The 12,241-nt window shown below is 58.9% G+C and carries 13 protein-coding genes, 1 tRNA gene and 1 riboswitch; of the genes, 8 read left to right on the top strand and 6 right to left on the bottom strand.

Annotated elements, in window-relative coordinates:
* Positions 1-61: 61 nt before the first annotated feature.
* The 3 genes from ACR0IP_RS00375 (at position 62) to ACR0IP_RS00365 (ending at position 2,760) form a co-directional block, all read left to right on the top strand.
* On the top strand, positions 62-889 hold the full coding sequence (locus ACR0IP_RS00375; protein ID WP_480523179.1) for a hypothetical protein: 828 nt from the start codon (positions 62-64) through the stop codon (positions 887-889).
* 89 nt (positions 890-978) lie between these two features.
* Positions 979-1,716 carry a CAF17-like 4Fe-4S cluster assembly/insertion protein YgfZ gene (gene ygfZ / locus ACR0IP_RS00370; RefSeq protein WP_480523178.1) on the top strand — a complete coding sequence of 246 codons (738 nt, stop codon included), beginning with the start codon at positions 979-981 and terminating at the stop codon, positions 1,714-1,716.
* A 108-nt stretch (positions 1,717-1,824) separates the two neighbouring features.
* Positions 1,825-2,760: an ABC transporter transmembrane domain-containing protein gene (locus ACR0IP_RS00365; protein ID WP_170465832.1), complete on the top strand. Its 936-nt coding sequence runs from the start codon at positions 1,825-1,827 to the stop codon at positions 2,758-2,760.
* 56 nt (positions 2,761-2,816) lie between these two features.
* On the opposite strand, the gene efp is transcribed toward ACR0IP_RS00365, so the two are convergent.
* Positions 2,817-3,380: an elongation factor P gene (gene efp / locus ACR0IP_RS00360; protein ID WP_170374158.1), complete on the bottom strand. Its 564-nt coding sequence runs from the start codon at positions 3,378-3,380 to the stop codon at positions 2,817-2,819.
* A gap of 218 nt (positions 3,381-3,598) precedes the next feature.
* Between efp and ACR0IP_RS00355 the strand changes: the two genes are divergently transcribed.
* Positions 3,599-3,919 carry a DUF6280 family protein gene (locus tag ACR0IP_RS00355; RefSeq protein ID WP_108785849.1) on the top strand — a complete coding sequence of 107 codons (321 nt, stop codon included), beginning with the start codon at positions 3,599-3,601 and terminating at the stop codon, positions 3,917-3,919.
* A gap of 67 nt (positions 3,920-3,986) precedes the next feature.
* Here ACR0IP_RS00355 and ACR0IP_RS00350 read toward each other — a convergent pair whose 3' ends face one another.
* Positions 3,987-4,556 carry a cobalamin biosynthesis protein CobQ gene (locus ACR0IP_RS00350; RefSeq protein WP_480523175.1) on the bottom strand — a complete coding sequence of 190 codons (570 nt, stop codon included), beginning with the start codon at positions 4,554-4,556 and terminating at the stop codon, positions 3,987-3,989.
* 60 nt (positions 4,557-4,616) lie between these two features.
* On the opposite strand from ACR0IP_RS00350, the gene ACR0IP_RS00345 reads away from it, so the two are divergent.
* Positions 4,617-6,074 (top strand): cobyric acid synthase, encoded by a 1,458-nt coding sequence (locus tag ACR0IP_RS00345; RefSeq protein ID WP_480523173.1) that lies wholly within the window; start codon positions 4,617-4,619, stop codon positions 6,072-6,074.
* A 4-nt stretch (positions 6,075-6,078) separates the two neighbouring features.
* On the opposite strand, the gene ACR0IP_RS00340 is transcribed toward ACR0IP_RS00345, so the two are convergent.
* The 3 genes from ACR0IP_RS00340 to ACR0IP_RS00330 all read right to left on the bottom strand — a co-directional run bounded on the left by ACR0IP_RS00340 (position 6,079) and on the right by ACR0IP_RS00330 (position 9,087).
* Positions 6,079-6,834 (bottom strand): hypothetical protein, encoded by a 756-nt coding sequence (locus ACR0IP_RS00340; protein ID WP_480523171.1) that lies wholly within the window; start codon positions 6,832-6,834, stop codon positions 6,079-6,081.
* Positions 6,835-6,920: 86 nt separating this feature from the next.
* Complete coding sequence (locus ACR0IP_RS00335) at positions 6,921-8,339, bottom strand: TolC family outer membrane protein (RefSeq protein WP_170676596.1); 1,419 nt, start codon at positions 8,337-8,339, stop codon at positions 6,921-6,923.
* Positions 8,340-8,433: 94 nt separating this feature from the next.
* On the bottom strand, positions 8,434-9,087 hold the full coding sequence (locus ACR0IP_RS00330) for a protein-L-isoaspartate O-methyltransferase family protein (protein WP_170676598.1): 654 nt from the start codon (positions 9,085-9,087) through the stop codon (positions 8,434-8,436).
* 221 nt (positions 9,088-9,308) lie between these two features.
* Between ACR0IP_RS00330 and ACR0IP_RS00325 the strand changes: the two genes are divergently transcribed.
* Positions 9,309-9,382: transfer RNA gene (locus tag ACR0IP_RS00325), tRNA-Cys, on the top strand.
* 39 nt (positions 9,383-9,421) lie between these two features.
* Here ACR0IP_RS00325 and ACR0IP_RS00320 read toward each other — a convergent pair.
* Positions 9,422-10,492, bottom strand: coding sequence for an NAD(P)-dependent oxidoreductase (locus ACR0IP_RS00320; protein ID WP_425083146.1), 1,071 nt, complete (start codon positions 10,490-10,492; stop codon positions 9,422-9,424).
* Between the two features lie 26 nt (positions 10,493-10,518).
* Positions 10,519-10,722: riboswitch (cobalamin riboswitch) on the top strand.
* An 83-nt stretch (positions 10,723-10,805) separates the two neighbouring features.
* On the opposite strand from ACR0IP_RS00320, the gene ACR0IP_RS00315 reads away from it, so the two are divergent.
* Complete coding sequence (locus tag ACR0IP_RS00315) at positions 10,806-11,186, top strand: DUF1636 family protein (protein WP_480523169.1); 381 nt, start codon at positions 10,806-10,808, stop codon at positions 11,184-11,186.
* Positions 11,183-12,238 (top strand): cobalamin biosynthesis protein CobW, encoded by a 1,056-nt coding sequence (gene cobW, locus ACR0IP_RS00310; protein ID WP_480523167.1) that lies wholly within the window; start codon positions 11,183-11,185, stop codon positions 12,236-12,238. The genes ACR0IP_RS00315 and cobW overlap by 4 nt, the downstream gene beginning before the upstream one ends.
* Positions 12,239-12,241: the final 3 nt, after the last annotated feature.

Here is a 12,241-nt window from a genome sequence, read left to right as displayed (position 1 = left end):
AGACGAAACAACTGCGCGTGATCGCTGTTGCGTGAGAGGGCGGACCACTTAAACTTGCCTCATGACATTTGTGACCGAAAACCAATTGCCTCTGCTGATCATGTTCTTCCTGATCGGATCGGTTGGAACGGGCTTTCTGTTTCGCAAACCGGCCGGGCACAGGGCGTGGAAGCTGGCCGATCTGGTTTGGGTCGTCCTCGGGGGGATCGGTGCCTTGGTGGCCGTCCTGGCAGGGCTTTATACATCCGACAGCTCGCGGCTGGATCGGCAGATAGATGTGGCATACGCGGCGTCCTCGGCCTTTGACCGCGATGCGGCGCGGTTCCGGTTGCGGTTTTGCGACCCGGCCTATGACCCCGACACCGGCGTCTTGTGCGAAAAGGTCGAGTTTCTGTCGGCCTCAACCGCCAGCAATACCGACCTGCCCTTGTTCATCGCCGTAACGAATGAGGTCGCCCCCCTGCAGGGTTTGCACTTCCTGTTCGGACGACAAGACAAGGATGAGATGGAGGAGATGGCTGCCAAAGCCGATGCCTTCGATATTGAACAGTTTCTGGTATTCACCTCGCTGGATGACGAAACCCAAACCGCCATCGACAATATGCGCCGCAAGGTCCCCGCGATTGCCGGAGACTATCTGATCCTCGCCCAAAGCTATGATGAGTTGATCGAGCAGGTCAGCAAGCTGAAAGATGAATGGGAGTATCTGCAGGCCAACGCCCACATTCTTGTTTTGCAGATCGTGGCGCTGTGTCTTGTCAGCTTTGCCGCTCCCTTCCGATTGGGGAAATCCATTGTCGAGCTGCGGACAACGTTGCATCCTGACGCGCCGCAGGAGGTGGCCGAAACAGCGCCTGACAGCCCAAGAAATCCGCAGACAGACAGCTAGTTCGGGCGTTGCAAGGCGCCGAAACCCACTGGTCTTGACCGCAAAACTCCCTATATCTCGGGGCCGAGGCAGATGATAAGGACCACGCCATGGCAACCCGTCGCATACTGCGCCTGACCGGCTCGGATACTGAGAGCTTTTTGCAGGACCTGATCACCAATGACATCAGCGGGCTGGATGCAGGGCTGGTCTATTCCGCCCTATTGACGCCGCAGGGCAAATATCTGGCCGATTTCTTCCTAAAACGCGACGGCGACGCCGTGTTGCTGGACGTGGCTGAGTCGTTGGCGGATGGCCTGATCAAACGGTTGAGCATGTACAAGCTGCGGGCGGACGTGGCGATCGAGGTCTCGGACCTGAATCTGCATCGCGGAACGGGGCCTACGCCAGAAGGCGCATTACCTGACCCGCGTCATCCTGACTTGGGCTGGCGAGACTATGTCGCGTCAACCGAAAGCGATGATGGTACCGATTGGGACGCAATCCGCGTGCGCCATTGCATCCCTGAAACCGGAATCGAATTGCATCCGGACAGCTATATCCTCGAATCCCGATTTGAGCCGCTGCGAGGCGTCGACTTCAAAAAGGGCTGCTATGTTGGTCAGGAAGTGACCGCGCGCATGAAACACAAGACCGAGCTGCGCAAAGGACTGTGTCGCGTCGCCATCGACGGGGCAGCCCCTGTAGGCAGCGCAATTGAGGCCAATGGCAAGCCGGTGGGCACCCTGTTCACACAATCGGGCGGCCACGCCATCGCCTATCTGCGCTTTGATAGGGCAACCGGTGACATGCAGGCCGACGCGGCTACGGTCCGTCTGATCGACTGATACTTGTTGCCCAATCGGCACGTGGCCAAAGCGGTCTGGGCGCTGACCCTTTGAACCCCGGTCCCTGCCCTGCCACAGTGCGGCTATTCGAATGAACCGGATACCCGCATGCTCAGACTTTATTCCGCAATCTGGCGCGCAAGCGCCGGGCGTCAGATCCTACTGATCCTACTCTCGGTGGCCGTGGCCGCTCTGGCCGCTGTTCCGCTGGAGTTTCAACGCGCAATCGTCAACCATCTGACCTCGCTCGATGTTGGGGCGGAACGCCTGGTCTATCTGGGGCTTGGCATGATGGGGGTGATCTTGCTGAGCCTCGCGTTGAAATGGGTTCTGGGCTACCGCGCGGGTACTTTGGGCGAGGACATGATCCGCTTGATCCGTCAACGCCTGCTTTGGCGGTCCTCAGACATCAACGAAACCGGCGAGAGCGTGCGCAAGGGCACCATGACCACGGCAATCTCGGCCGAGGCGGAGGAGCTGGGCAAATTCGCAGGCGGCGCATTCTCGGACCCGGTGGTCCAGATCGGCACGTTGATCAGTGTCATCGGCTATATCTCATCCACGCAGCCGGGGCTGGGCCTGATCGCCTTTTCGATGATCGTGCCGCAGATCATCATCGTTCTGGTCTCGCAGCGCAAAGTGAATGTCTTCGTGGCTGAACGTGTCCGCATCCTGCGCAGTGCGACAGATCAACTGACGACCGAGGATCTTGACGCGGTCGAGCAGGATATCAATGCCCTGTTCGACGACATCTATGAAACCCGCAAACGAATGTTCCTGTGGAAGCTCTCAGCCAAATTCCTGCTGAGCGTGATCAACGGCGCGGGAACGGTCGGCATTTTGATGCTAGGCGGCTGGCTGGTGCTTGAAGGAAAAACCGATGTGGGGACCGTTGTGGCCGCCACCAGTGGCCTGGGCCGCATTCAGGGACCCACGGCCTTCTTGATCGCCTTTTACCGGCAAGTCAGCGCCAACCGGATCAAGTATGAGTTGATGCTAGAGCTGTTTGGCCCTGATCCGACACGCTATCGCCACCGCGCATGAATAGACCGCGCAGCGGCAGGCTGGCGCGGCCTATTCGGAGTACAAATGTGCGGCTATCAGGCGCGCTCGGAATATTCCATGGTTTCGGTGTTCACCACGATCATCTCGTCCTGACCGATGAACGGAGGCACCATGACCTTCACGCCATTGTCCAGAACCGCCGGTTTGAACGAGTTCGCAGCCGTCTGACCTTTGACCACCGGTTCGGTCTCAACGATCTGGCAGGTGACCTTTTGTGGCAGCGAGGCGTTCAGCGCCTCGGATTCGTAGAACTCGACCACGATGGTCATGCCGTCCTGCAGAAACGGGCGACGCTCGCCCAGCAGGTCGGCAGGCAGTTCGATCTGCTCATAGGTCTCTGCATCCATGAACACCAGCATGCCATCAGATTCGTACAGGAACTGCTGATCTTTCTGCTCCAGCCGAACACGCTCGACCTTATCCGCCGACCGGAACCGTTCGTTCAGTTTTGACCCGTTGCGCAGGTTGCGCAATTCGACCTGTGCGAAAGCACCGCCTTTACCGGGCTTTACGTGGTCTACTTTTACAGCCGCCCACAGCCCGTCATTATGCTCAAGCACGTTGCCGGGGCGAATTTCGTTCCCATTGATCTTGGGCATGACATAATTCCTTCACAAACGGTTGATGCGTCAGTTGTCGTCCCTATATCTGGCAGGACCATCCCTGACAAGACAACGACACCTAGTGCTGCACATGCAGCAAGCCATGCAAATGACGCAACGCAACTATGCATTTTAGCTGTATCCGAATCGGAGCTAATAGGTCATAAGGACCGTCACGCCGAAAATGCAAGAGCAAGAACAACAAGGAAGACGAGATGAGAGATTTCGTTGACGGCACTGCCTTTAACAATGAGCAAGGCAATCGTGCGCGTAAACTTTTCGCGGCTGTTGTGCTGGCCGCACTGGATGATGCCATCGCCGATGACAAGAAATACGGCAATGGCCCCGAACAAATCGCCCGCTGGGCCCGTTCGCGCGATGGTCGCGAGGTGCTGTCCTGCGCGGGTATTGACCCGAACGAGCGGGTTGTTAGCGGACTGATGGACTTCGTTGGCCGTGGTGTGCGGACTTCCGTCGCCCTGTCACGCGAAGAAAGCGAGCGTCGCAACGCCGCCCAACAAGCCGAAGCCGCCTGATCCAAGGCGATTTCACTACGAAAAAGCGCGCCTCCAGACTTTGGGGCGCGTTTTTCTTTGGCTCTGCCTAGAAGAACAGAACCCATTGCCGTGCGACCCAGATCTCGGCCGCCAGCAGCAGCGCGAAGAAGAGCTTTGCGGACAACGAAAGCCCCCTGCTCCAAAGCACGACATAAGAGCCGACGCATAGCGCGATTGACACCGGCATAACCCAAATCGAGTGATGCGACGTGTCCCAATAGCTGACCGGGCTGTGAAAGACCCAATCGCTCAGTGGCCAGAAGTGAGGGCGCCCGTCCCCCGCATGCAGCCCGAAATCCATCATTATATGCAATAGCCCTGCCGATGCCGCGACCGTTAGGACTCGCCATCCCCGCCAAAGCCCCAGCGCCAGTGCCAGCCCCCACAGGATGAACGAGTTATCGATGGCGAAAACCGTCTGCCATTGCGGTGAAAAATACAGTTCGTCGAACACCACATGGGGTGGAATGTTCAGAATATGCAGCGACACCCCCGCCATCAGGTAGAGCGACAGATCCGGCAACAGCGCGCCCAGTACAGCTGCCCAAAGTATGCGCCCTCGTGCAGGCCGCGCAAAGGCGGCTGCGCCGATCAAAAGATGCGCAGGCGTGTTCATCTGGGGCTTTCCCTTTGGCGTCAAATCAGGTCATTTGCCCCCAACGTATAGGAGACGCCAATGGTTCGCGCCATCATGATTCAAGGCACCGGCAGCAATGTCGGCAAATCGGTTCTGGTTGCCGGGCTGGCGCGGGCGTTCACGCGGCGCGGTCTGAAGGTCGCACCGTTCAAGCCGCAGAACATGTCGAACAACGCGGCTGTGACAGAAAACGGAGGCGAGATCGGACGCGCACAGGCCTTGCAAGCGCGCGCAGCCAAACGCCCGTCTCATACGGATATGAACCCGATCTTGCTCAAGCCCGAAACGGACACCGGCGCGCAGATCATCGTGCAGGGGCAGCGCGCCGGAACCATGAAGGCGGGCGACTATCGCAAGGACAAATCCAAACTGCTGGGTGCCGCTCTGGAAAGCTTTGACCGGCTGTGCGGCGACGCTGATCTGGTCCTGATCGAGGGCGCGGGCAGCCCGGCTGAGACCAACCTGCGCAAAGGTGACATCGCCAATATGGGTTTCGCTTGCGCCGCCGGGGTTCCCGTGGTGCTAGTGGGCGACATCCATCGCGGCGGCGTTATTGCGCAGATCGTCGGCACTCAGGCCGTGCTGGACGAGGGCGATCTGGCGATGATCCGTGGCTTTGCCGTCAACCGCTTCAAAGGCGATGTATCTCTGTTTGATGAAGGGCGCGATGATATCGCCGCGCGGACCGGCTGGCCTTGCCTGGGTGTTGTGCCATGGTTCCACGATGCCTGGAAGCTGCCCGCCGAGGATATGATGGATATCCGCTCTCATACGGGTGGGGCCTGCAAGGTTGTGGTGCCTCAACTGGAGCGCATGGCCAATTTCGACGATCTGGACCCGCTTTCCGCCGAACCCGGTGTGAGCGTCGAGATCATCCCCGCAGGCCGCCCTCTGCCCGGCGACGCCGATCTGGTACTGTTGCCCGGCAGTAAATCGACCATCGGTGATCTTACCTATTTCCGGAAACAGGGCTGGGATATCGACCTTTTCGCGCATGTGCGCCGTGGTGGTTACGTCTTAGGTCTGTGTGGCGGATATCAGATCCTAGGGAAAACGATCTCAGACCCCGAAGGAGTGGATGGCCGCCCCGGCACGGTTGAGGGCCTAGGGCTACTGGACGTTGACACGGTCATGGCGGGCAAGAAACACGTGACCCTGACCGAGGCTTGCGCCCTGCCAAATCGCGAACCCGTCAGCGGCTACGAGATTCACATGGGCCGCACCGAAGGGCCCGATTGCGCACGTGCCTGGCTTGAGGTGCAAGGACGCCCTGAAGGAGCAGCTAGTGCCAATGGGCGCATTCTGGGCAGCTATCTGCATGGGATTTTCTCATCCGATGCCTTCCGTGCGCAGTACCTGTCGGGTTTGGATGTCACCTCCGAGACCGCATACGAAGACGGAGTCGAACAGGCGCTGGATGATCTGGCAGACCATCTTGAACAGCATATGGATCTGGATCTACTGCTGGAGCTTGCTCAGACGCCGCAACGGGCCTGAGCTTCTATTCCAGCTCTTTGGCGGTCAGCGCGCGATGAATCTCGCGCCGGACCATCTTGCGGACATTGCGGGTAATGCGTTCCCCCAACGCGCCCTGAAGCTCGGACCGGACAACCTCGGCGATCATCTCACGCAAGGCCTCCTCCTCGGACGCAGACAACCCGATCTCGTCCTCGATCGCTTCCTCAATCGCGTCGTCTTCAACTGGGTCTGCTTTAGGAGTATCCCCATGCCGAACGAATGTCGCCGGTTCTTCTGTCGCGGCATCCGCCTCGCCTGAGGGCGCATCCACATCCTCGGCGTCCTCTTCTTCAAAGGTGGGCGCAGGTATCCAGTGAAGCGCCTTCGAGGGCGTGCCGGAATACGCGTCGTCGCTGTCTCCGTCCGGCTCCCATTGGTCCTCGGTTCGCGCGATGGCGGCCTCAAGGGCTTCAATCTTGGCACTCAGGCTGCCGGTCGGGTTGTCCGACGTGGTCTCGTCGCCGACCTCCTCAGCACCATCGTGATTGGCTGCTTCGCCCGGCTGAACAATATCACAGGCCCGCAGGAGCATCGGCTTTGCCGAATCCTCGGGACTGTATTTAGGTTCCAGTTTCAGGGGTTCGGATTTTGGCGCGTCACCAACGCGCAGCGCGTCCGTCAAGACCAATCGGCCCGGCTTGCGTGGAGCGGCCGCAGTATCGGTATCCGACACTTTGCGACCGTCTTCGCTCACCAGTCGTTTTACCGACGACAGTACATCCTCGATACCTGAGGTCATGACGCTATCCGACATTGTTCTCTACCGCTCTATTCTTGAGACCAAGTGTAGCCAAACACGTCGGGCGTCACAACCAGTAGTATAGATCAGTCCCGCCGCAACGCTTTGAGAACGCGATCTAGATCCTTGCTTTGCTTGCTGACCTGCGCCGGAGCCTTTTTGACCAGATTGTAGTACAGCGTCGGATCATAGATCTGCACCGCAAGCCCCAGACGTTCAGCCGTCAGAAGGCCTTGCGCCTGCAGCAGCTGGTATGCCGCCAAGGACCGTTCCGTGCGCGAGGCCACCTCGGCCAATTGGGCATCCAGAAGATCCTGCTGAGCGGTCAGCACGTCCAGCGTGGTTCGCGCGCCCAGCGTCGCCTCTTCGCGAATCCCGTCAAAGGCCACTTGCGAGGCCCGGACCCGCTCGGTCGAGGCCGTCAGGCTGGCCGTTGCCGTTTGGAACCGAACAAAGGCATCTGTCACGCCTTGCGTGATGTTCTTCTGCACGTTCAGCAGATTGGCCCGCGACGAATCCCGGGTTGCCATCGCCCGGCGCACGTTGGCTGCAAGACGACCGCCTGCATAGATCGGCTGGTTGAAGTTCAGCGAAACCGTGGCGTCGTTGATGTAGTCATCATTGTCATATCGCTGCGTCACACCCGCATCCGCGTTCAGGCTGACATTGGGCCCAAGGTTGGCGCGTTGTTGCTGCACGATCAAATCCAGCGCCCGCACCTGGTGCTGAGCCGATAGAATCGCCGGGTGATTGCGCTGCGCGAGGCTGATTGCCTCGGATTGCGAGCGTGGGAGATTCGGAAGCCCCGGCTGCCCAGCCGTACGCCCCGGCAGTTTGCCGACCGCATTCACATATTCGGCCTGAGCAGTGCTGAGATCCCCTTTGGCATCCGCAAGATCCGCGCGCGAACTGGCCAGCTGCGCCTCAGAAAGAGCCACGTCGGTACGCGTGACTTCACCCACTTCGAAGCGGTCATTCGAGGCCCGAAGTTCCTCGCTCGACAGATCGACGTTGTTTTGCCGAATCTGAACTGTTTCTTCTTGCAGCAGGACGCTCAGATACGCGGTTGCGGCCCGGAAAAGAACTTGCTGCTCGATATCGATCAGCGACTGGCGCGTCGACAGAACCGTTTCCTGTGCGGACTGCTTGCCCAGCACCGATGCCCCGCCATCATACAAAAGCTGGCTGAGCGTCAGACCCGAGAAGAATCGCGACGGGTCGGTGCTTGTTCTGACGGAGTCAGTTCTTGTTCTCGTGTAATCCTGACTGACCTGAACCGTCCAGTTGATGATCGGGCGCAGCGCGGAAAGTGCAATTGCTACGTCTTCATCCGCTGCCCGCAACAGGGCTCGGTTCTGTTCCAGCAGACCGCTGGTGTTATACGCTCCGATGAACGCATCTGTCAGATTGTCAGCCCAGACGGCCCGTCCGGGAACAGTACTCAGGGCAATGGCCGCAGTCACTGCAAGCGCTTTGACCAGCTTTCCCGCTGTCTTTCCACGCATACCAAATCCTCTCAAATCGAAATTACGCTGCCTCTCCGGCAGTTTGCGTCTTTATGTTCAACTAATCAAGGTGGTGGAAACAACAGTCAGCGGACTATAGCGAAAATGCACACTCTTGGGAAAAACCGTCCAAAACCAGCGCACTGGCGTTGAAGGCATCCCGCCAACTGACCACACCACCGGCCTTGCGACCGATGCGAACCGTACCCAGTTGCCCGTCCACAAATAGACATGCGATCCGGCCCTGATCCTTCAATTGGTCCAGCACCGCGTCGGGCACATGTTCGACACCACCTTGTATCATAATCACGTCATAAGGGCCATGCTCGGCAGCCCCTTCTTCAAGAGGACCTACATGGATGACGGCATTATCGACGTTTTCTTCCGTCAGCACGCTTTGCGCCTCAGAGGCAAGATGTTCGTCGGATTCGACGCCTACCACCAGCTGCGCCATTCGAGCGGCGATTGCGGTCGAATACCCGTAGGCCGACGCGATATCGAGGACCATTTCTTCATTGGAGATATTCAGCGCATCCAACATCTTGGCTAGAGTGCGCGGCTCAAGAATGCAGCGGTTGTTGCCCAGATCGATCAACCCTTCGACATAGGCCGCTTCGCGCTGTGCAGTTGGCACAAAGCTTTCACGCGGAACGGACAGCATCGCGTCGATAATTGGAAACTTGGTCACATCCGAGGGTCGTACCTGCGTATCAACCATGGTGCGGCGCCGGGCTGCGAAATCTGACATCTGATCTCTCTTTTCAATCCCTTGGATAAATGGCTTGTGCCACACTCGACCTGTCTCGACAACGGCCCAGATGCCGCAAGCCTGGTTCACGATCCGTTTAGACCGGCCGCCCACAAATATTGATTTGCGGCCCAAAATCGACGGCAATCCTCTGGACGCCCCCGATGAAAGCTGCTAAAACGCCCATCACACCACGGCAAGTATTTGATTTTACTTGAAAAGGCGAGTTGGCGGAGTGGTGACGCAGCGGATTGCAAATCCGTGTACACCGGTTCGATTCCGGTACTCGCCTCCACATCCCCTTCCTCTAAATAACATCTCTGGAAATCAGTTTTCAGAAGGAACGCCCCTGAGGCACAACCTCGTACCCTGGTTCTTCCGGCTCATCGTCCTGCATTTCCGTAGGAAAACCCGGTGCGCGGATGTCCAAGCCCGTGGCCTCTTCCAGGCGTTTGATGATGTTTGGCGACAGCTCACGCTCGCCAAACCGGGCGATGCCGTCTTCAAAGATCTTGATCATCACCGGATTGATTTCCAGCGGAACACCGGCGCGATCGGCGACGTCCTGAAAGAGGCCGATATCCTTTTTCACCAAATCCATCGTAAACGAAATATCGCGCGAACCGTTCAGGATCACCTGGCTTTCGGTTTCGTGCACGAACGATGTCCCCGACGAGATTTTGATGGCCTCATAGGTGGTGTTCAAATCCATCCCGGCGGCCTTGGCGGTGACCAACGCTTCAGCACAAGTGATCAGGTTGGCTGTGGCCAGATAGTTGGTCAGCACCTTAAGAACCGAGGCTGAGCCGAGCTCTCCGGTGTGCAGAACGCGCCGCCCCATGGTCGTAAGGAAGGGCAGAATGCGTTCGAAGGTGTCGCGATCGCAGCCAGCGAAGATCGAGATATTGCCGGTCGCCGCACGGTGGCAGCCACCCGAGACAGGGCAATCGACGGCGGCCCCTCCGCGCTCCAGAACCAATGCCCCCAACCGCTTGACCTCAGCCTCGTCGGTGGTGGACATCTCCATCCAGATCTTACCGGGGCCAACCTCAGGCAGCATCTCTTGCATCACCGCGTCCGAGGCCGCAGGCGACGGTAGGCAGGTGATCACAGCATCGCAATCGCGCATCATCTGGGCTGGGTTTTCAGCCGCTTTGGCGCCTTGCGCGACAAAGGCCTCGACCAGATCGGAACTCAGGTCATGAACTGTCAGATCGATTCCATTGCGCAGCAATGACCCCGACAGCTTGCCACCCACATTCCCAAGCCCGATAAAACCTACTTTCATGGATTTCGCCTCCGTTTGCGATTTGAGGCCATGCGACCATGCATCAGCGCCATGTTCATGCCGCCTAGCGACGCTGGCAGGTCGCTTTTCAACGTGCCGCAGCGGTCTGGGCTGCATCGCGCTTGACAAGCTGCGGGTGCGTGCCGCATGAGCCTCGTGTTGGTGTCTGTGAGAACAGATGAAAAGGGAATGCGTCAACGGGTTTTCCGCCAAGCGCAGCCGCCCCCGCGACCGTGACCGGAGAGGGTGCCCAAGCCACTGGCGCAAAGCCGGGAAGGCGGGACATCCGACAGAGGACAACTCTGACATCCGCAAGCCGGGAGACCTGCCAGCGCCCGAAGATGAAACCGGACGGGGTGTTCCGGTGTCGGGTCAAGGGACCCGCATGAAACCCCGTCCCCCACGATGAGGATTTGGGGGGATGAGAGACATGACCGAGACCGCTCCGGTCGAATTGCTGGTTTGCACCACCTGTCGACGCGGGCTGCCCGTTGAAGACGATGCGCAACGCCCCGGCACCCTGTTGCACAAGGCGCTTGAACAGGCGGAGCTGCCGGAAGGGATTACCCTGAAAGCCGTGGAATGCTTGTCGAACTGCAACGAGGGCTGTTCCATCGTGCTGCGCGGCGGCCCGGATCGCTGGACCTTCGTCTATGAACATTTGAACGAAACCGAGCATGTCGACGTGATCGTTGACGGCGCCACCAAGTACCTCGCGACCGAGGACGGCTTGGTCAAATGGCGTGAGCGCCCTGAACATTTCCGCAAAAACTGCGCAGCCCGCATTCCCCCGATTGGAGCCCTGAAATGAGCAACTTGGAAAAACTCCCCGTCACCGTGATCACTGGCTTCTTGGGCTCGGGCAAGACGACTCTGGTTAAGCACCTGATGCAGAACCCGCAGGGCAAGCGTCTGGCCGTTGTGGTCAACGAATTTGGAGATGTTGGCGTCGATGGCGACATCCTGAAATCCTGCGCGATCCCGGATTGTCCGGCGGAAAACATCATGGAACTAGCGAACGGTTGCATCTGCTGCACCGTGGCCGATGATTTCATCCCGACTATCGAAGCCCTGATGGCGCTGGAGCCGCGCCCCGATCACATCCTGATCGAAACTTCTGGCCTCGCCCTGCCCAAGCCGTTGCTGAAGGCGTTCGACTGGCCCGATATACGTTCCAAGATCACCGTTGATGGCGTGATCGCGCTGGCCGATGCCGAGGCCGTCGCCGCCGGTCGCTTTGCGCCGAATGTCGAAGCGGTGGACGCTCAGCGTCTGGCCGATGACTCGATCGACCACGAAACGCCCCTATCCGAGGTGTTTGAGGATCAGATTTCCTGCGCCGACATCATCCTGCTGACCAAGCCTGATCTGGCCGGTCCCGAAGGCGTGGCAAAAGCGAAAGAGATCATCGCCGCCGAAGCCCCTCGCCCGATGCCCGTTGTCGAAGTGGCCGAAGGTGCCGTGGACGTCCGCGTTGTTCTTGGTCTGGAAGCAGCTGCTGAGGATGACATGGACGCCCGCCCATCGCATCACGACGGTCACCACGATCACGAGCATGACGATTTCGAAAGCATCATCGTTGATCTGCCGGAACAGTCCGATCCTGCCGATCTGGTCGCCAAGATCGAGCGTCTGGCCAATGAGCTGAACATCCTGCGCGTCAAAGGCTATGCCGCCGTTCAAGGCAAGCCTATGCGCCTGCTGGTTCAGGCCGTGGGTGCTCGTGTGCGTCACCAGTATGACCGTCCATGGGAGCCCGGTGAAGACCGCCGCTCGCGTATGGTGGTGATCGCCGAACATGACGACATCAGAGAAGCAGAAATCCGCGATATCCTCGCTGGTGTCACCGAGGCCGCTGAGTAAGAC

Source organism: Ruegeria sp. AL11 (assembly GCF_056540865.1).
This window is presented reverse-complemented; position numbering and strand designations above follow the sequence as displayed.